The organism is Micromonospora arida, assembly GCF_042873195.1.
Classification (GTDB): Bacteria; Actinomycetota; Actinomycetes; order Mycobacteriales; family Micromonosporaceae; genus Micromonospora; species Micromonospora arida.
In genome coordinates this window covers 315,651-334,554 of record NZ_JBIALC010000004.1, presented here as the reverse complement: position 1 = coordinate 334,554, position 18,904 = coordinate 315,651, and the positions used below count along the sequence as shown (strand labels likewise).

General features: G+C 71.3%; 15 protein-coding genes. 3 read left to right on the top strand and 12 right to left on the bottom strand.

Going from position 1 to position 18,904, the window contains the following annotated elements:
* Positions 1 to 4 precede the first annotated feature (4 nt).
* From ACFYP0_RS15690 to ACFYP0_RS15650, 9 genes are all read right to left on the bottom strand, one after another.
* Positions 5 to 3,943: a ThuA domain-containing protein gene (locus ACFYP0_RS15690; RefSeq protein ID WP_386996428.1), complete on the bottom strand. Its 3,939-nt coding sequence runs from the start codon at positions 3,941 to 3,943 to the stop codon at positions 5 to 7.
* A gap of 23 nt (positions 3,944 to 3,966) precedes the next feature.
* Positions 3,967 to 4,971, bottom strand: coding sequence for a multicopper oxidase domain-containing protein (locus ACFYP0_RS15685; protein ID WP_091406920.1), 1,005 nt, complete (start codon positions 4,969 to 4,971; stop codon positions 3,967 to 3,969).
* 314 nt (positions 4,972 to 5,285) lie between these two features.
* Positions 5,286 to 6,092 (bottom strand): amino acid ABC transporter ATP-binding protein, encoded by an 807-nt coding sequence (locus ACFYP0_RS15680; protein ID WP_386996425.1) that lies wholly within the window; start codon positions 6,090 to 6,092, stop codon positions 5,286 to 5,288.
* Positions 6,093 to 6,097: 5 nt separating this feature from the next.
* Positions 6,098 to 6,892 carry an amino acid ABC transporter permease gene (locus ACFYP0_RS15675; RefSeq protein ID WP_091406922.1) on the bottom strand — a complete coding sequence of 265 codons (795 nt, stop codon included), beginning with the start codon at positions 6,890 to 6,892 and terminating at the stop codon, positions 6,098 to 6,100.
* Between the two features lie 77 nt (positions 6,893 to 6,969).
* Positions 6,970 to 7,788, bottom strand: a complete 819-nt coding sequence (locus ACFYP0_RS15670) for a basic amino acid ABC transporter substrate-binding protein (RefSeq protein ID WP_124858648.1) — start codon at positions 7,786 to 7,788, stop codon at positions 6,970 to 6,972.
* Between the two features lie 176 nt (positions 7,789 to 7,964).
* Entirely contained in the window at positions 7,965 to 8,642 is a 678-nt protein-coding gene (locus tag ACFYP0_RS15665; protein WP_124858649.1) for a hypothetical protein, read from the bottom strand.
* A gap of 87 nt (positions 8,643 to 8,729) precedes the next feature.
* A complete protein-coding gene (locus tag ACFYP0_RS15660) occupies positions 8,730 to 9,641 on the bottom strand; it encodes a sulfotransferase family protein (protein WP_124858650.1) in 912 nt (303 codons plus the stop codon).
* Positions 9,642 to 9,644: 3 nt separating this feature from the next.
* Entirely contained in the window at positions 9,645 to 10,664 is a 1,020-nt protein-coding gene (locus ACFYP0_RS15655) for a sulfotransferase (RefSeq protein WP_124858651.1), read from the bottom strand.
* Positions 10,661 to 11,944, bottom strand: a complete 1,284-nt coding sequence (locus ACFYP0_RS15650) for a glycosyltransferase family 4 protein (protein ID WP_158629614.1) — start codon at positions 11,942 to 11,944, stop codon at positions 10,661 to 10,663. Before ACFYP0_RS15650 ends, ACFYP0_RS15655 begins: the two co-directional genes overlap by 4 nt.
* 258 nt (positions 11,945 to 12,202) lie before the next feature.
* Here ACFYP0_RS15650 and ACFYP0_RS15645 point away from each other — a divergent pair, with 258 nt between their 5' ends.
* The 3 genes from ACFYP0_RS15645 to ACFYP0_RS15635 are packed head-to-tail and all read left to right on the top strand — an operon-like array spanning position 12,203 to position 15,415.
* Complete coding sequence (locus ACFYP0_RS15645) at positions 12,203 to 13,165, top strand: hypothetical protein (protein ID WP_124858653.1); 963 nt, start codon at positions 12,203 to 12,205, stop codon at positions 13,163 to 13,165.
* Complete coding sequence (locus ACFYP0_RS15640; protein ID WP_124858654.1) at positions 13,158 to 13,937, top strand: sulfotransferase family protein; 780 nt, start codon at positions 13,158 to 13,160, stop codon at positions 13,935 to 13,937. The genes ACFYP0_RS15645 and ACFYP0_RS15640 overlap by 8 nt, the downstream gene beginning before the upstream one ends.
* Positions 13,934 to 15,415 carry a hypothetical protein gene (locus tag ACFYP0_RS15635; protein ID WP_124858655.1) on the top strand — a complete coding sequence of 494 codons (1,482 nt, stop codon included), beginning with the start codon at positions 13,934 to 13,936 and terminating at the stop codon, positions 15,413 to 15,415. Before ACFYP0_RS15640 ends, ACFYP0_RS15635 begins: the two co-directional genes overlap by 4 nt.
* On the opposite strand, the gene ACFYP0_RS15630 is transcribed toward ACFYP0_RS15635, so the two are convergent.
* From ACFYP0_RS15630 to ACFYP0_RS15620, 3 genes are read right to left on the bottom strand one after another with little or no spacing between them, the layout of a single operon-like run.
* Entirely contained in the window at positions 15,412 to 16,263 is an 852-nt protein-coding gene (locus ACFYP0_RS15630; RefSeq protein WP_158629615.1) for a sulfotransferase family protein, read from the bottom strand. The genes ACFYP0_RS15635 and ACFYP0_RS15630 overlap by 4 nt on opposite strands.
* Positions 16,260 to 17,858 (bottom strand): oligosaccharide flippase family protein, encoded by a 1,599-nt coding sequence (locus tag ACFYP0_RS15625; protein WP_124858657.1) that lies wholly within the window; start codon positions 17,856 to 17,858, stop codon positions 16,260 to 16,262. The genes ACFYP0_RS15630 and ACFYP0_RS15625 overlap by 4 nt, the downstream gene beginning before the upstream one ends.
* Positions 17,859 to 17,880: 22 nt before the next feature.
* Positions 17,881 to 18,894 (bottom strand): Wzz/FepE/Etk N-terminal domain-containing protein, encoded by a 1,014-nt coding sequence (locus ACFYP0_RS15620; protein WP_124858658.1) that lies wholly within the window; start codon positions 18,892 to 18,894, stop codon positions 17,881 to 17,883.
* Positions 18,895 to 18,904: the final 10 nt, after the last annotated feature.

Below are 18,904 nucleotides of genomic sequence, written 5' to 3'. Positions count from 1 at the left end.
ACTCCTAGAGTTCCCGCGCACGGATGTTGCGGAACTCGGTCAGGTCGTTGTCACCGTGGTTCTGCAGGCCGATGAAGCCGCGCAGGAACTGCCGCAGGTCGGTCGGCGGGTCGCCGGCGCGCGACGACTGCTTGCCCGGCGTGTTGTCGAACTCGTTGATCACCACGCCGTTGCGGATCATCGTGTAGTGCTGCCCGACGGCGCGGATCTCGTAGTCGTTCCACTCGTTCTTCGGTGTCACGCCGGCCTGGGCCAGCGGCACCGGGTCGAAGTTGTAGACCGAGCCGGTCTTCTGCGGCTCACCGGTGTCACCGTCGTAGATCTGGATCTCGTGTCCGCAGTAGATCGCCATCCAGGCCGGCGAGGTCCGCGCCGACCCGACCGTGCCGCAGCTGTCCGGTGGCCGCTGGTCGAGGGGCGTTCGCAGATCCGGGAACCGGATGAAGACTCCGGTGTTGGCCCGGCCGGTGCCCGGCGCGATGTCCCGGAACTGCAACTTCAGCGAGAAGTCGCCCAGCTCCTTGGTGTGCCAGAGCATGCCCAGGCCGCCGCTGGAGCGCAGCGACCCGTCCGGCTGGATGCCGAACTGTCCCGACGGCGCCTGCTGCCAACCGCGCAGCGACTCGGCGGTGCCGTCGAAGAGCGGCTCGTACCCGGTGTGCCCCTCCCGGCCGATTTCTGACGCGGCGGCCAGGCGGGTGAGGGTCCCCGCTTCGCGGGTGCTGAGCAGGTCGTCGTCCTGCAACGCGCGGGCCACCGCGGTGACGTGCCGGACGAAACCGTTGTGGTCGGCCCAGGTGCTCTCGTCGTCGATCAGGTCGTTGGCCGTGCAACCCTGCCCGACCGTGCGACTGGGCACCCCGGTGTCGGTGTCGCCGAGCCACACCGTCGAGCGGTCGTCGGGCACCGCGCAGCCCACCGTCACCGTGGTCTGCACCGTCGCCGTCTGACCGTCGGCGTACGTGACGGTGAGCTTCGCGGTGTAGGTGCCGACCGTGGCGTACGTGTGCCGGGGGTCCGCCTCGGTCGACGTGGTGCCGTCGCCGAACTCCCAGCGGTGGCTGACGCCGCCGGAGCGGGAACCGGTGAAGGCGATGGTCAGCGGCTTGTTCTGCACGGCGACCGAGGTCGCCGCTGGCGCCGGGGTGGGCGCCCCGCCGGTGTAGGTGACCCGGATCAGCTTCTGGTTCGCGTGCAGGCTGAAGAAGCCGCCGCCGTAGTCGAGCAGATAGAGCGCGCCGTCCGGGCCGAACTTCGCGTCCATCCAGCTCTGCAACCGGTTGTCGCCGTTGCCACCGGGGATGATGGCCCGCAGCGACTCGGCGTACACCGGTGGGGCGGCCTGCGGCACGCCGGCCGGGTCGACGGTGACCGCGACCCGGTTGGCGGCGTTCGACTGGTCGCCGATGAACCACTTGCCGTCCCAGTGCTCCGGCCACGCCACGCCGCTGGTGGTGTCGACGAGGCTGCGGTGGTACGTCGGGCCGGACATGATGGCCTGCCCGCCGCCGCGCAGGTACGGCTGCGTGTAGGTGGCGTCCGCCGCCACGTAGGTCGGCAGGCCGCTGCCGTCGGTCCGCTTCGGGAACACCGGGCCACCGCCGTCGGGCGAATACCAGATCATGTTGTCCCGGGCCGCCGGGATGTCCACCAGTCCGGTGTTGCGCGGCGAGTCGTTCTTCAGGTTGTCGCAGTCGTACCAGCCGGTCAGCACTGCCGCGTCGGTGTTGCTGCGGTCGCGGTACGGCTGCCGGTTGCCCATGCAGTACGGCCAGCCCTGGTTACCGGCGGAGGTGATGATGGTGGCCGTCTCGTACTTCGCCGGGCCCAGGGTGGGGCTGGGCGACGAGGCGTCCGGGCCGACCCAGCCGGCGGTCAACCACTGGTGCACCGGGTCGATCTGGAGGCGGGCGATGTTACGCACGCCCATCACGTAGATCTCCGGTCGGGTCTTCTCGGTGCCCGGTGGGAAGAGGTTGCCCTCCGGGATGGTGTACGTGCCGTCCGGCTCCGGATGAATCCGGATGATCTTGCCGGCGAGGTCGTTGGTGTTACCCGACGTGCGGCGGGCGTCCTGGAACGAGATCCCCTGGTACTCCTGGGTCCAGTTGTTGCCGGCGTAGCCCTGCGACCCCTCCGAGGAGTTGTTGTCGCCGGAGCCGACGTAGAGGTTGCCCTTGGCGTCGAACGCCATGCCGCCGCCGGCGTGGCAGCAGCTGTGGATCTGCACCGGGAACTGCAACAGGTCCTTGCGGGTGGCCTGGTCGACGGTCTGCGCCTGGCGGTCGTAGGTGAACCGCGAGACGGTCCGCTGACCGACCCGCTTCACCCGGTCGACCGAGTCGTGCGGCATCCAGTAGACGTAGAGCCAGCCGTTCTCGGCGAACGCGGGGTCGGGCACGATGCCGAGCAGACCCTCCTCGTTCTTGACCAACTCGGAGCCGCTACCCCGGTTGCCCATCACCTCCAGGGTGGTGAGCAGCTTGACCTGCTTGGTGCGCGGGTCCCAGGAGTGGATGGTGCCGCAGCCCAGGCCGACCTTCGGGTTGTTCCAGTCCGCGATCGGGCCGCTCGGGCAGGCCGCCTTGCCGACGTAGAAGACAGTGCCGTCCGGCGCGATGGTGAGCCCGTGCGGCTCGCCGATCTGGTCCAGCTGCCCGGTCTGGTTGGCTGCGGTGAGTCGCTCCACCTTGTAGTTCGCGGCGATGGTGGCCTGGCAGTCACCGCGTACCCGACCGGTGGTCCAGTTGAGAGCCCCGGCGAGGTGCGTGCGGAACGCCTCCTCGCCGTAGCTGCCCTCGGTGTGGCCCATGCCGGTATAGAACGACCGACCGCCGTCGTAGTCCCGGCACCAGGACACCGGGTGGAAGGCGCCGTTGGCGGCCGCCCCCGGGTTGTAGTGCCGCTCCTCGACCTGGGCGAGGGTGTGCACGGTGCCGATCGGGTTCGGGTCCCAGTTCTCCCAACGGTCGGACCGGGTGATTGTCATCGGCAGCGACGCGGTCGCCGGGTGCTTGCGGTCCAGGATGTTCACCACCGCGCGGTTCACCGCGGGCGGCTCCGGAGCGGTGGTGCTGCCGGTGAACAGGCGCAGGTCGGCGAGCTGGACCAGCGGTTCACCGCTGTTCGCGGTGACGTTCAGCCGGTAGCGCGTGAACTCCTGCGGCGCGGCGATGTCGAACCGCCGGGTCTGGTACCGGTCCGGGAAGGTCTGCCCGGTGCGGTTGTCCAGGTCGGTCCAGCTCTGACCGTCAGTGGAGCCCTGCAGGGTCCAGTCCTTCGGGTCCCGACCGGCGGAGTCGTTGGCCGACGTGAGCGCGTACCCGGTGATCTTCTTCGGTGCGCTCAACTCGTACGCCACCCAGGCGGTCGGGGTGCGGACGAGCCACTTCGTGTTGGCGTCGCCGTCGGTCAGCTTCTCCTTGGTCTCGTTGGGCGGGTTCTCGCCACTGGCGGTCACCCGGGTCACCGGCTCGGCGACCGGGATGGCGCCGGCCGGGCGGGTGCCGATCAGCCCGGTGAACCAGGTGGAGTCGACCTGGGCGCGGGCGGCGTCGGCGATGCCGACGAAACCGCCGCCGGCCTTGACGTAGTTCTGGAGCGCCGACTCCTGGTCGCGGCTGAGCGCGGCGCCCGTCGCGGAGAGAAAGACCACGCTGCGGTACGCGGACAGCCCGGCCGCCGTGAAGGCGCCCGGGTCCGTGGTGGCCGTGACATCGATGTCATGAACGGCACCAAGCTGTTTGATGGTGTCCACCGCGCGAGAAACCGGGTCCTGTTGCTCGGCCACTGGGCCGTGGAACACCAGGACCGCTGTCTGCTGCGGCTGCGCCGCCTGCGGGGCGGCCGCCGTTCGTGGAGCGGCCGCGGCCGCCGTTGTTGCCGGGAGCAGTGTCGCCAAGGCCGCTACCGCGGCGAGGGTTCGTCGTAGTTTTCTGGTCATGCCCGTCCCCACTTTCGGTTCGGTCAGCTTCCGTGCGTGTGGGTGTGGCCCTGGAACCGGTGGATCGCCTCCTCGGCGCCCGGCGGCATGCTGCCGTCGGCGTTGCGCACCAGGAAGATCCCGGCCATGCCCCCGTCGGAGTGGGTCTGCACGTGGCAGTGGTACATCCACGCGCCGGGTCCGACGCCCTCCCCGGCCAGCACCTGGAAACCGAACGAGCTGCCGGGATTGAGGTCCTTGTTGTCGACCACCAGGCTCGGGTCGCTCGGCCCCTCCAACATCCCGGTGCGGTTGTCCGCCCAGCGGTGCGCGTGCAGGTGGAAGGTGTGGAACAGGTTGCCGTGGCCGATGGCGATCCACTCGACGCGCTCGCCCAGGTTCGCCTCGAACATCGGGGTCGCCGGAGCCATCTTGTTGTTGATCATCATGTCGTGGAACACGGCCGTGAACTGCTTCGACGGCAGGATGTCGCCACGCCGTCGGACGATCAACGCCCCGTACAGCCCTTTCGCGACACCGCCGGTGCCATGGTCGGTGCCCATGGCGTGATCGTGGTAGTGCCAGTAGCCGGCGCTGCCCGGCATGTACCGCCGGCCGGCCGCGGCCACCATCTCGTGGGAGCGCCAGACGTACGTGCGCGTCTCACCCGGGTTGTTGAACGAGGCGTTGAACGGGCTGCCGTCGGACTCGGTGCTGTAGTCCACCCCGTGCGGATGGATGGACAGCCGCTGGTTGGTGGTGTTGACCAGGGTGATCTCCAGCGTGTCACCCTCGTACATCTCCAGGATCGGGCCCGGAACAGTGGCCTGACCGGGTGCCAGGCCGTACCCGAACAGGTTGCCGGGCAACTGCTCGGCGTAGATGGTGATCTTCTTGGTGACACCGGCGGCGGCCCGGGCGGGGCTGCCGCCGAACGCGGTGCCGATCGTTGGGGCGGACGCGCCCAACGCCCCGGCGGCGAGTGCGCCGGTGGCGATCAGCGATCTGCGGGACAGGTGGCGGTGAGGGCCACCAGCGTGATCGTCCATGGGTCTCCGTTCCCGACCGGGCGAAGACGCGACGAGGGCAGGGTGCATCGACCGCCGAGCTCGGGGGCGGTGGCACGACTGAGGGTGAGGCTCGTCGCGGACTTTGCTCGGAAGACTCAGAACTTTCGATGGATGACTAAAACTTATGTAATCCATCGACGAAAGTACAGGTCTGATTGCAAAAAGATTACCTTGACATCACGACGTCAGTCGATTGACATGAAGCTGACACACAAGCAGACGCCGGGCTGCCGTCAATGCGGCAGCCCGGCGGGCAGACGTACGGAAGCTGTGGTCAGAGATCGTCGCGGTGGTCAGCCGGCCGACGGTGGGCCCGACTGGTCGGGCCCACCGAGCTGCGCGACGTGGGTCGGGTCGAGGACCCGGGAGAGGAACGCGCGGGTCCGTTCGTGCTTCGGCGCGCCCAGCACCTCCTGCGGCGGCCCCTGCTCGACCACCACGCCCCCATCCATGAAGACGACCCGGTCGGCGACGTCGCGGGCGAACGCCATCTCGTGGGTGACCACCATCATCGTCATACCGTCCTCGGCCAGCTTGCGCATGACGGTGAGCACGTCGCCGACGAGTTCCGGATCGAGCGCGGAGGTCGGCTCGTCGAAGAGCATCAGCTTCGGCTCCATCGACAGCGACCGGGCGATCGCCGCCCGCTGCTGCTGCCCACCGGAGAGCTGCGCCGGGAAGGCGTCGGCCTTGTCGGTCAGCCCGACGCGCTCCAGGTTGGCCCGGGCGATCCGCTCGGCCTCGGCGCGACCTCGCCGCAGCACCCGGCGCTGCGCGATGGTGAGGTTGTTCAGGACGGTCAGGTGCGGAAACAGGTTGAACGACTGGAACACCATGCCGATGCCGCGGCGTACCGCGTCGATCTCGACGTCCGGGTCGGTCATCTCGACCCCGTTCACCCAGATCTTGCCGGCGGTCGGCTCCTCCAGCAGATCGACGCAGCGCAGCAGGGTCGACTTGCCGGAGCCGGACGGCCCGATGACGCAGACCACCTCGCCCTGGCCGACCTCGAAGTCGATGCCCTTGAGCACCTCGAGCGGCCCGAAGGACTTGTGCAGGTCGCGGATCTCCACGGCGGGGCGGGCAGGGGTGGTCGTCATCTGGGTCACCGAGCCTTGGCGTAGCGGAGTTCGAGGCGTCGTACCACCTGCGACAGCGGCAGGGTGATCACCAGGTAGGCGAGGCCGGCCACCAGCAGCGGGGTCGCGTTCACCCGGTCGTTGAGCATGTCCCGACCGAACTTGGTGATCTCGATCGTCTGCGCCGTCACCCCGAGCACGTAGGCCAGCGACGAGTCCTTGGTGAGCAGGATGAGCTCGTTCGTCAGTGGCGGGATCACGATCCGGAACGCCTGCGGGATGACGATCGTGCGCATGGCGGTGAAGTGCGACATGCCGAGGGTCCGCGCCGCCTCCATCTGCCCCTTCGGCACGGCCTGGATGCCGGCCCGGATCGTCTCCGCCATGTACGCCGCGGCGGTCAACCCGAGGCCGATCGCGATCGAACCGAACACACCGCCCGGAATCTCGCGTTCCGGGAAGGCGATCGGGATTCCGTACCCGACGAGGAAGAGCACCAGCAGCGCGGGCAGACCCCGGAACAGCTCGATGTACGCCGTCGCCACCCAGCGGTACGGCGCCACCCGGGACAGGCGCATCAGCGCCAGGATGGTGCCGAACACGAGGCCGAAGGCGAACGCGCCCAGCGTGTAGAGGATGGTGTTGCGCAGCGCGACGGTGATGATCGTCGGGAACATCGACTTGATGATGTCGACGCGGAAGAACGCGTCGGCCAACCTGTCCCAGTCCGCGGCGACGAGCACCGTGGCGATGATGGCGATGAAGACCAGGTACTGGAGCCCGAGGGACAGCCGCTCCCGCTGGCGGCGTCGCAGCTTCACGTTCGCTCGTTGCCTTCCCGGAGGTTACCGACGTCGGAGGGCGCGCGGGACGCGCGCCCTCCGGTACTGCGCGGCGCTCAGGCGCTCGGCTGCTTACCGATCCACTTCTCGTAGATCGTGTTGTACGCGCCGTCCTGCTTGGCCTTGGCCAGCACCTCGTTGATCTTCTTGAGCAACTCCGGGTTGGCGTCCTTCTTCACGGGGAAGCCGTACTGCTCGCCGGTGTCGAACTCGGCGGCCACCTCGAACCCGCCCGGGTTCTTCTTCAGGTACTCGGTCCAGACCGGCAGGTCGTTGATGGCGGCCTCGACCTGGCCGTTGGCGACGGCCTGCTGGAGGGCGGCGAGGTCCTCGAACTCGACGAGCTTCAGGCCCTTCTCCGCCTCGAGCTTCTTGGCGTAGTCACGACCCGTGGTGGCCGCCTGGACGCCGAGCTTCCTGCCCTTGAGGTCGTCGAGCGACTTGTACGTCTTGCCGGTCTTCACCAGCATCGCCTGGGTGGCGTCGAAGTAGGGATCGGAGAAGTCGACCACCTTCCGCCGCTCCTCGGTGATGGTCATGCCGGCGGCGGCCGCGTCGCACTTGCCGGTGTTGAGATCCTGGCCGGACTTGATCCCCTCGAACGGGGTGTCGATGATCGTCTGCTCGACACCGAGTTCCTTGGCGACCAGGTCCATGATCTCCACGTCGAAGCCGGTCACCTTGCCGCTGGCGTCCTTGGACTGGAACGGCGGGTACGGCAGGTGGGTGCAGACGGTCAGCTTGCCCGCCGCGACCAGCTTGACACCGCTCGCCTGGACCTCGCTGTCATCCTTCTTCGCGCAACCCGCGGTCAACGCGAGGGCGACGACGGCCACGACGAGGCCGGCCTGACGGACGGCGCTTGGGAACCTCACGGCTGTGTCCCTCCGATTCGGCTTCCATTGCACTGAAAGCCAATCTGGTTCATAGACTTTGCGATAAGCGACCGTACCCGATCCGGCGCGCCGCCCCCAGATCACGCCGTGACCGCTCCGCCGGCCCGGCCCGGCGACCTTAGCCGGCAAACCCGACACATGCCCCGCAAGGTGCCTCAGCCACCGGTTCCCTCGGCCGCCCCGTCCGGGGTGAGGGCCCCTTCTTGGGGGTCTGTGTCCAGGAACACATGCTGGTGGCCCTGGCCGGAGTCGACGCTGATCTGGTCGAGCTGAGTCGCCGCGACCGACCAGATCGTCGCGGCCTCGGCCCCCTGCCGCGCGGTGACATCCAGCAGGGCCGCACGTTGCTCGGCCGGAACGCCGGCCGCCAGCGCGTAGGCGTCGACAGCCAGGGACGCCTGCTGGACCGCTCCGCGCAACCCTCCGCGCGCCACGTTGGTGGCGGTGGTCCCCGACGGCGGGTCGGCGAAGGGCTCGGCCGCCTGGCGCATGACCTCCTGCCACTGGCGTGCCTTCTGCGGGTCCGGCGCGCGTCCGGCGGTCGTCTCCGTCTTGACGGCGGCCAGCACCGGGGCGACCTGGTCGCGTACGCGTCGGGCTGTCTCGATCAGCTCCACGATCTGCTGAGCGTCCCGCTTCGCCTCGTCCTGCTTGATGCTCGCGATGGTCGCCTCGGTCGCGTCCGGACGGCCCACCTGGTAGCCGATCAACCCACCCACCAACGCGGTGACCAGTGCGATCACGCCCGCGACCGCCACGAAGCGCACTGTACGGCGGTGACGCACATCGGCCTTGTCCAACTGGTAGGAGGGTCGGCCGGTACGGCGCGCCATCGCATCTCCTCACATCGATGGTGTGGGGCCAAAGATTAGCCGCCCCCCGTGATGTCCGTCGATAGCGAGGACGGCGACAGACGCCCCCTAGACCGGGTAGCCCCACTCGGCCAGCGGCTTCTCCAGCACCCGTTCGATCGCGGCGAGCTGCGCCGGGCTGAGTTCGTCCCGGTACGCCTCCGCCCGACCCACGGTGAAGTCGTACCGGGAGAAGCCCTTCTCGAAGGCTGTCGACCAGTTCAGGCCGAGGAAGTCGAGCATCCGGCCGACCTGCTCGCGCGGCTGCTCGACCAGGTCCTCGTAGCGCACGTCCAGCCACTGGTCGGCCGGGTGACGCAGCCGGGCCTGCGCGAAGGCGTCCATCAGCATCTTCCAGCCCAGCGCGGCGAGCACCTGGAAGGAGCGACCGGACTCGGCCCACTCCTCGCGCAGGTCGGACGGGAGCGGGCCGTAGATCCAGTTGTCCGGCCCGCGCCAGCCGTCCCACCAGCCCATCTGGAGCCACGAGTTGGCCACCGCCCGTCCGTCGCGCACCACGTTGACCACCCGCAGCTCCGGGTACGCGGCGTGCAGCAGGCCGGTCCGCGGCCACCCCGTGACGTGCTGCACCAACTGCTGACAGCCCTGCCGCGCGATCCGCTCGTCGAAGAAGGCCCGCAGCCGCCGGGCCACGAACGGGGTCAGGTCCTCGGCCACCAGGTCCCGACACGGTCGGGAGAAACCGGCCAGCACCTGCCGGTCGAGCAGGTGGTACGCCTCCGACGGCGCCACCCGCAGCCGGCCCCGCTCCAGCAACCGTCGACTGTGTCGCAGCGAGGTCATCCCCGCCGGGCGCGGCGCCGAACGCCGGTAGAGCGCGCCGTTGAACCTGCCCTTGGGGTTGAGCCGGGCCAGTTTGTCGTCCAGGCCGGAGACGAAGCCGACCGCGGGATGCCGGGAGAGCAACTCCTGGACCAGGGTCGAACCGCACCGACCGGTGCCCACCACCAGTGAGAGCATCGTTCAGCCTTCCTGCCGGGTGGCGGGTGACGGGGAAACGGCCGGGTCCGCGGCGAGGCGGCCGGCGGGAGAGGTGACCGCCGGGCGGCGCAACGGGTAGCCGAACCGGGTCAGGGCCACGGCGGTCAGCCCGGTCACCACGGCGTACGCGCGGGTGGGCAGCCCGGTCAGCCACTCGGTGTCGGCGACCACGTCGACCAGCCCGGTGCGGTGCCGCGACGGATTGCCGGCCACCGAGTGGGTGGGGGCGAGCCGTACCGTGGCCGGTGACGGAAACGGAAGCTCGTCGGGGGTCACGCCGACGAAGCCGGCGATCCGGGCGGTGGCGCCGGCCGGGTCGGTCACGAAGTCCTCGTACCGCACCCGCAGGTAGCGGCCGGGCGCGCGGCGGCGGCCGCCCCACAGTCGTACCGTCGCGGTGTTCCAGACCAGCCAGAGCAGCGCCGCCTTGCCGACGGGTGGTCGGCTCATCAGCTCATCGTCGGCGCGCCCGTCCAGTGGGCGTCGGCGACGCCAGGAGTACGCGGTGGCGCGCGGGTCGCGCACCACGTGCAGGACGTACAGGTCGATGCCGGGCAGGCTGCCGAGCAGGGCCCCGTACGGCGGCAGCTTGGAGGAGTCGACGATGACCCCGTCCGACCGGCCGGCCAGGGCGTGCTCGGCGATCGAGGCGTAGAGCCGGGCCAGCTGTGTGTCGTCGGGGTGACCCGCGACCGGCGGTTGCCCCCGACGCTGGCGGCGCAGCAGCGCGGGCAACCCCCGCAGCCGCAGCCGCTGGGCCAACCGGGCGGCGATCCCGGCCGGGTCGGCGTCGGGCAGGTCGGCGCGCACCCGGGCCCAGAGCGGGCAGTCGGCGACCGGAGAGCCGCAGCCGCAGGGCCGGTTCTCCAGGATGCCGCGTCGCCACAGGTATCGCAGCTCGCCCGCCGCGAAGAAACCCGGCAACTGTCCCAGGACCGTGGTCACCAGGGTGCTGCCACTGCGACCACTGCCGGCGAGGTAGAGCACCCGTACCGGGTTCACCGGGCCGCTCCCCCACCGGCGGTGGCCCGGCCGGCCCGCCGCCGCGACGGCAGCGCCTCGGCGGCCTCCGCGTACAGCCCACGGATCCGGTCCAGGTGCCGGTCCGGGGCGAACTGGGCGGCGATCTTCGCCCGGCCGGCCCGGCCCATCCGGTACGCCCGTTCGGGGTCGGCCAGGAGGTCGTTCAGCGCGTCGCCGAGGGCCGTCGGCGCGTCGGCGGCGACGACCCGGCCATCCACCTCCGGCTCGACCAGCTCGGGAAGCCCGCCCAGGTCGGTGGCGACCACCGGCACACCGCAGGCGAACGCCTCCAGCACCGCCATCGGTTGGTTCTCGTGCCACCGGGACGGAACGGCGACCACCGCCGCCGACCGGATCAGCTCGTGCAGGCGCGGCTTGTCGAGACGGCCGTGGAACCGGACCCGGCCGGGCACCCGCCGCGCGGCGAGCGCCTCCAACTCCGGGCGGGCCGGGCCGTCTCCGGCGATGTCCACGCTGACCCCGTCCGGCAGCGAGGCGGCCGCCTCGATCAGCACGTCGACACCCTTCTCCGGCGCCAGCCGCCCGGCGAAGACGACACCGCCGCCGGGCGTCTGCTTGGCCGCGACGCCGGTCAGGTCGACGAAGTGGTTGACCACCCGCAACCGGTCCGGGTACACGCCCGCGCGGCGCATCACATCGGCCAGGAACCCGCTCGGGCTCACGAAAAGCTGCACCGGGTCGTACGCGTCGAACTGGCGGTGCAACCAGGACTCCACGGCGAGCAGGCCACTGCGGGACAGCGATCCGTCCTTGCAGCGGCGACGGGCCGCCTGCAACGGGCCACCGGTGACGCACGCCTGGCAGGGGCGGCCCCGGTCCAGCAGTTGGTAGCTCGGGCAGGCGAGCTTGTAGTCGTGCATGGTCAGCACGCACGGCACACCGGCGGCGCGGGCCGCGGCGAGCACCGACGGGGAGAGCTGGTGGTAGATGTTGTGCAGGTGCAGCACGTCCGGTCGAAAGTCGTCGATCACCCGGGCCAGCCCACGGCGGCTCGTCGGTGACCACAGCATCCGGCCGACGGCCACCGCGCGGGGCCGCACCCCGCTCGGCGCCGGCTCCAACTCCACTTCGGACGGGAACCGCGCCGCGTACGGCAGGGGCGACTCGTTCTCCGGGTGGCTCATGCCGAAGTAGGCGACCGTGTCGCCGGCAGCCCGTTGCAGGTCGGCGAGATCGAGCAGATACCCCTCCGCGCCGCCACGGCGGTAGAGGAACTTGTTCACATGCAGCACGCGCATCGACTCGCCCTGCTCACGTCGATCGGGCGAACCGGGCCCGGAGGTGATGACCGGGGTCTGCCCGCCCCGGCCAGGGCCCACGGTATGCAGGGCGGGTCGGCGAGTCCAGTTCACGTTTGGCATGTGGCTGAACGGGTGATCTTCGTCTGCCCGTGCGGTCCGCGGCCTGGCATCCCGCCATGATCTCCCGATAGCCTGGCTGCCGCCGGTCGCACCCGCTCAGATGTAGGGCCGGGCCGGTGTCCGACGAGGAGGACCGTGGCAGCCGACGACGAGGTCTCCGCGCTCGCGTACACCGCGCGGCGGGTCCGGCGGCATCTGCGCTGGGCCCGTACCGAGGGGATCGGACGGCTCATCGAGGAGGACCGCCTCAACCCGGTCGAGCGGATCGGCACCACCCTGGCGAAGCGACGCTGGCGACGGCGGGCCGGCCGGGCGCCCGGCTCGGCGATGCCGGTCTATCTGGTCGGTCTGCAACGCTCCGGCACGAACATGCTGGTCCGGGGCCTGGACGCCGCCGGAGAGGTCGAGGTCCGCAACGAGAACGACAGCACCGTCTTCCACCGCTTCCAACTGCGCCCGGACCCGGTGCTGACCGCCACCCTCAATCGCAGCCGGCACGCGTACGTCCTGGTCAAGCCACTCTGCGAGAGCCACCGCGTGGACGAGTTGCTGGCCCTGCCGGGGGTGACGCCGGGGCGCGCGCTCTGGGTCTACCGCGACGTCGACGACCGGGCCCGCTCCGAGGTCGCCAAGTTCGGTGACGCGAACCTGCGGGCCCTGCGCGCGATCGCCGACGGCAGCATCGGCCGCCGGTGGCAGGGGCAACGCCTCGACGCCGACACGGTCGAGCTGATCCGGGCCCACGACCCGCAGGGGTTGGATCCGCACAGCGGCGCGGCGCTGTTCTGGTACGTCCGCAACTCACTGTTCTTCCAGCTCGGTCTGGACCGACGGCCCGACGTGCTGCTCTGCCGCTACGACAGCCTGGTCGCGGAGCCCGCCGCGCAGCTCCGACGGCTCTGCGCCTTCCTCGACTTCCCCTACCATCCCCGGCTGCACGCGCACATCGCCCCGCGCACGGCGCACGGCGCGGCGGGCGACCGACGGCTACCGATCGACCCGGGCGTCCGGGCCCGCTGCGACGAGCTGACCGACCGGCTCGACCGCGCCGCGGCCGACGTCCGATCCGAGACGACGAAGGCGGTCGACAGTGGCTGAGACCGGAACCAGTACCGCGCCGATCTTCCTGGTCGGCTGCCAACGGTCGGGCACCACGATGGTGCGCCTCGTCCTGGACTCGCACTCGCGGATCAGTTGCGGCCCGGAGACCCGGTTCCTGCCGGACCTGCGACGGATCGTCGGCCGGGACTGGGAACGACTGGCCCGCTTCGGCTTTCCGCGCGAGGACTGGCTGCGCCGGATCCGGGACTTCTTCGGCGGCGTGCACGCCGACTACGCCGCCGCGCGGGGCAAGACCCGGTGGGCCGACAAGACCCCGCTGTACGCGATGTCGCTCGACTTCGTCACCGAGGTCTTCCCGGACGCCCAGATCGTGCACCTCATCCGGGACGGACGCGACGTGGTGGTCTCGCACCGCAAACGGTTCGGCTACTGGTCAGCGGTGAAGTGCGTGGTGAAGTGGCCGCGCTACATCCGCGCCGCGCGGGCGGCCGGCGCCGCCCTGCCGGCGGACCGCTACTACGAGCTGCGGTACGAGCAGGCGGTCAGCGAGCCGGAGAAGGCGATGCGGGGCCTCTTCGAGTTCCTCGGCGAGCCCTGGGAGGACGGCATCCTCGACTACGAGAGCAAGCAGCACGACGTGGCCCAGAAGTACACCACCGAGGCGGAACGACGACGCGCGGCGGTGGGCGACACCGCGCCGATCTACGGCTCCCGGGTGGGCAGCTACCGCCGCGAACTCGACCCGTTCCTCCGCCTGCTGGTCTGGGTCTTCTCCGGTCCGACCCTGCGCGCGCTGGGCTACCGGTGAGCCGCCCCGGCCGGCTGCGCGCGGTCGCCACCGCCGTCGCCGCCACGCTCCTGCTCACCGCCGGCTGCACCGCCGGCGGCGACGATCCGCCACCGGCGGCCACCCCCACCGCGGCGGCGGCGCCCGGAGCCGGCACCCCGGGGCGCACCGCCGACCAGGTGAGCAACCCGTTCGGCGCGCACTGGGACTGGTCGCGGTACCAGCAGTTCGAGCCGTACCTACGCCGGCTCGCCGGGTCGGCGACGTACGAGGAGATCTCCTGGTGCGAGATCGAACGAACCTCGGGGCAGGTCGACTGGGCCGGGCTGGACGAGATCGCCTCGCGCAGCCGGGAGCTGGGCATCACCCTGCACCTGAAGATCCGCACCGGCGTGTGCTGGGCGACCGGTGGCACCGCCCGCTACACCCGGGGAACGGCGAACAAGACCGAGTCGGCCATGCCCACCGATCTCGGCGCGTACCAGCGGTTCGTCCGCTCGGTGGTGCAGCGCTACGGCCCGTACGGGGTGCGGGAGTACGCCATCGAGAACGAGGTCAACGCGCCGAGCTACTGGGCCGGCAGCCCCGAGGATTACGCGCGGCTGGTCCGGGCCGCCGCCGAGACGATCCGCGCGACCGACCCGAAGGCGAGGGTGGTCGACTCCGGCATCAGCAGCGTCGCGTACGGCATGGGTGTCGCCGACCGGTTGGTGCGCGCCGGTCGGGTGCCCGAGGCCATCGCCGCCTACCAGGCGTACTTCCAACGTCGGGTCGGCACCCGGGGGCAGCAGATCCCGGCGGTGACCGGGGAGGCGCAGCTGCGCCGGGCACTCGGCACCGAGACCAACAGCCGCAGCCTGCGCTTCCTGGCGGTGACCGAGTCGCTGCTGACCGACCGCACCGTCGACGTCCGCCAGGTGCACTTCTACGAGCACTTCAGCGGGGTGGCCCCGCTGCTGGACTACCTGCGGGCCACCACACCGCCGGGTGTGCCGATCCAGGCGTGGGAGGTCGGGCAGTTCTGGCGCGACGGCGACGGTGACCCGGCCAGTCGGGCGGCGGAGATGGTCAAGACGGTCACCCTGCTGGTCGCCGGCGGGATCGGCGAGATCAGTTGGCTGCCGTTGGCGTACAACCCGAACAACGCCGCCGGCAGCGAGGTCCGCTACGGCCTGCTCGACCCGGACGGCGCCGAACGGGACGCCGGCCGGATGCTGGCCGCCCTGGCCGACGCGGCCCGGGACGCCACCGTCACCCCGCTGCCCGCCCCGGTGGCCGGCAGACTGCACGGGGTCGCGTTCGTCCGGGGCGGGTCGAGCACGCTGGTGCTCTGGTCGGCGTCGAACAGGCCGGTGACCGTGCCGGCGACACCGGGCGGACGGACCGGGGCGGTGGGTTCCCCGCTCGGCGCGGCCGGCGGCGGCACCACGGTGACCGACGTCCCCGTCCTGCTCCGCGCCGACCAGCCGGTGGACCGGATCCTCGCCACCGTCCGCTAGCCGGGCCAGGGATCGGGCCAGCCGAGCAGGGCGGCAAGGCGAGCGTTGTGCGGCGCGAAGTGCGCGCCCAGCCGGTCCCGCAGGGCCGGGGTCAGTTCGGAGACGCCAGGGTCGACGCGACGGGTGTGCCGGGTGAACACCTCCAGGGTGAAGGCCGGCAGGCCGAGGAAGCGCAGCATGTCGCCGTACGTGCCGGCCGGGTCGGCGTGCAGGTCCTCGGTCCGGGCGACGTGGATCCGCTCCCGCGGGACCTGCGCGAACCACCGGTCCAACTGCTCGGCGTAGCGACCCCGGGCCGCGTACGAATAATTGCGCAACGCCCGGTGCGCGGCGGCGCTGTCCGGGCCGCCGCGCGTCGCCCGGGCCAGCCGCTCCTCCTCCGCGTCGAGCGCGTCGGCGAAGGACAGCGGCTCCAAGCCGTACGAGCGGGTGTGCAGGTAGTGCGAGTACGCCCGCTGCACCGGATCGCGCAGCAGGACGACGAAGCGGGCCTGCGGCAGGGTCGCCGCGACCCGGGCCGGCACGCTCGGATGGAACAGGTAGTAGGGGCTCGCCTCGAACGTCCGCTCGCCCGGGGCGAGGCGCGGGAAGTGCCCCCGGTACCACCGCACCCCCCGACCGTGGTGGACGCTGAAGTACTGCAACTCCTTGCCGCTGGCCACCCTGACCTGGGGATGCGCGGCGAGATGGTGGTACAGCGACGTGGTGCCGCAGCGCTGCCCACCGATCACCAGGAAGTCGGGCAGCGGACCGGGCTCTCCCGGCCGGGCCGCGCGTCCCCAGGCCCGCGCCGCGCGTACCCCCCGGCGCAGCCGGTCGGTGACCTGACGCCGCGCGACGCCGGTCACGAGCGGACCACGGGGCGGTCGGCGCCCACACCGGCACCGTCGGCGGGGCCGGCAGGGTCGGCCGGGACGCGTCGACCATTTCGGCGGGTCACCGAGCGCAACACCATGACGTCCTCCCGACTGAGCCCGAGGGCGAGCACCACGGCGAGGTACGCCACCACGATCGCGGCCAGACCGACCGCGAGCTGCGCGGTCCCGCCCTCGACCAACCACCGCACACCGAACCCGACGCCCATCGCGACCAGCGCGGCGACCAGGCCCTTCACCATGCCCGGGGTCACCGGCACGGTGTGCACCTGCGTGCGCACCTGCCAGACCCGTGCGACGTTCACCGCCGCCAACGACACCGCCCAGGCCACGGCCGCGCCGAGAATGCCGTACGCCGGGATGAGCCAGAGGTTGAGCAGGACGTTGAGCAGCAGGGCCGCCAGGTTGTCCATCATGTTGACCGAGACCCGGCCGGACATGTTCAGCAGCGTCCCGCAGGGCCCGGTGGCGGCGTTGACGAGCTGGCCGAGCGCCAGCACCACCGTCACCGCCGCACCGCCGGCCAGACCCGGCCCGCCGACCAGCCGCAGCAACTGCTCCGGGAAGACCAGCAACGCCACGAAGGCCGGCAACGACAGCCGGAGCACCCAACCGGTGGCGACCCGGTAGATCCGGCGGACCTCGTCCAGTCGACCCTGGTGGTAGAGGTGCGCCAGGTGCGGACCGAACGAGGCGTTCACCGGTGCCAGCACGAACACCGCGATCGTGACCAGCCGGGTCGCCACGTGGTAGACGCCGATCGCGTCGGGACCGTAGTCGAAGAAGCCGAGCAGCAACGCGTCCACCCAGATCAGCCCGGTGGACGACAGCGAGGAGACCCAGCTGACGGTGGAGAACCGAAACAGCTCGCCCGGCCGGTACGCGGGACGGGCGGCGGGCACCCGGCGCACCATCCGGGCGAGCGCCACGAGGGCGAGTCCGGCAGCGCTCCAGCTCGCCGCCACCAGCGCCCAGAATGCGCCGGTCAGGCCCGCCCCGAGGACGAGTGCCAGCGCGGTGAGCACCAGCCGGGCGGCCGGCTCGTAGACCTGGCCGATGAGCGCGTAGGCCCGTTGCGTACGCCAACCCCGGGTCGCCGCGAGCGCGGCCTCGCAGACGGTGGCGGCGGGCAGGCAGAGCGCCGCCAACCGCAGCCCGGTGGTGAGCTGCGGATCGTGCAGGGCGTCGGCGAGCCACGGTGCGCCGACCGCCAGACCGAGGGCGATCACTGTGGACGCCACGGCCGAGATGCCGATCCCGAGGCGGATCGCGCCCCGGAGGGCGGCCGGCTCGTCGTCGGCGAGGTGCACCGCCACGAAACGCGTCAGCCCGGCGCGGAAACCGGAGAGCGAGAGCAGCCCCAGCAGCGACAGCACGGCGTAGACCTGGGCGTACCGGCCGAGTTCGCGTACACCCAGCACCCGGGCCAGCAACAGCATGACCAGGAAGAGCGCCACCTGGCTGAGCACGGCGCTGCCCAGGTTCAGCACACCGCCGCGGGCCATGCCGCGTACCTGCTGGTCGCCGGCCTCCGGCGCGGCCGACGACCGGCCGGTCACCTCGCGCATCCAGCGGCCCGTTCTCCGACGGTCACGGCCGTGCCGCGGTCACGGTCTCCGCCGGTGCCGGAGAGGCCGCGGTGGTCGCCGCCGGGGCCACCGGCCGAGCGGCGGCACGACCCCGGGAGAGCAGTTCGAGTACGCCCACCAGCAGCACCCCGAGCAGCAGACCCGCGCCGCCCACCGGCAGGGCGGTGCGCACCAGCTCCGTCATCCGGCTCACCTCGTGCGCCTCGCCGATGCTGGTCACCTGCTTCGGATCGGCGGCCTGGGCCTGCGCCCGCGCCGCCTGCAACCCCTCCCGTGCCTGGGACAGGGCGTTGGTCGCCGCGTCCCGCTGGGCGAGCAGGGCCTGGTAGTCGGGGAGCTTCGGCCCCAGCTCGTCGAGCTTCTTCTGGGCGGCGGTGATCGCGGCGGTCGCCGCGTCGACACCTCGGCCGTTGCCGACCGCCTGCATGGAAAGCTGCTGCTGGCGCAGGCTGGTCAGCTCGCCCAGCGTGGCCTGGTAGATCCGGTCCGGCTGGGAGACCTTGTTCGTCTTCTCCCACTCACCGATCGCCTTGGTCGCCGCGGTGACGTCGGCGTTGGCCGCCTCGACCTCACCGGTGGCGATGCCGACCTGGGAGGAGAAGAGGAAGGCCAGCGCCCGGGTGGTGGTCGCGGTCAGCACCGGCGCGACCTTCGCCCGGTCGCCGGCGGTGTACGTGACCTCCAACTGGCTGCTCGCGCCGACCTGGGTGATGGCGAGCCCGTCGCGCAACCGCTCCGGCGGCACCCCGGTGTCAGCGGCCACGTCGGCGAGGACGCGGGGCGAGGTGACCGCCGCGCCGAACGCCGCGACGAACTGGTTCGCCGCCTGCGTACCGGTGTACTGCGTCCCGGCTGCGCCGCCCACCAACGCCGGCGCCGCCACGTACGCGGTCCCGCTGAACTGCTGTGGCGCGAACAGGACGATGGCGGCCGCGGCGCCGGTGGCGAGCACCGGCACCCCCACGAGTACCCAGAGGCGCCGCCGGGCGACCCGCAGGTAGTCGACGATCTCCACTTTTTCCCCA

What these genes read in the sequence shown, in the direction of transcription:
- ACFYP0_RS15665 (WP_124858649.1), bottom strand. Translation starts at nt 8,642, where the DNA reads ATGGCGCGCCGTACCGGCCGACCCTCCTACCAGTTGGACAAGGCCGAT.
- ACFYP0_RS15690 (WP_386996428.1), bottom strand. Translation starts at nt 3,943, where the DNA reads ATGACCAGAAAACTACGACGAACCCTCGCCGCGGTAGCGGCCTTGGCG.
- ACFYP0_RS15680 (WP_386996425.1), bottom strand. Translation starts at nt 6,092, where the DNA reads ATGACGACCACCCCTGCCCGCCCCGCCGTGGAGATCCGCGACCTGCAC.
- ACFYP0_RS15660 (WP_124858650.1), bottom strand. Translation starts at nt 9,641, where the DNA reads ATGCTCTCACTGGTGGTGGGCACCGGTCGGTGCGGTTCGACCCTGGTC.
- ACFYP0_RS15685 (WP_091406920.1), bottom strand. Translation starts at nt 4,971, where the DNA reads ATGGACGATCACGCTGGTGGCCCTCACCGCCACCTGTCCCGCAGATCG.
- ACFYP0_RS15650 (WP_158629614.1), bottom strand. Translation starts at nt 11,944, where the DNA reads ATGCGCGTGCTGCATGTGAACAAGTTCCTCTACCGCCGTGGCGGCGCG.
- ACFYP0_RS15625 (WP_124858657.1), bottom strand. Translation starts at nt 17,858, where the DNA reads ATGCGCGAGGTGACCGGCCGGTCGTCGGCCGCGCCGGAGGCCGGCGAC.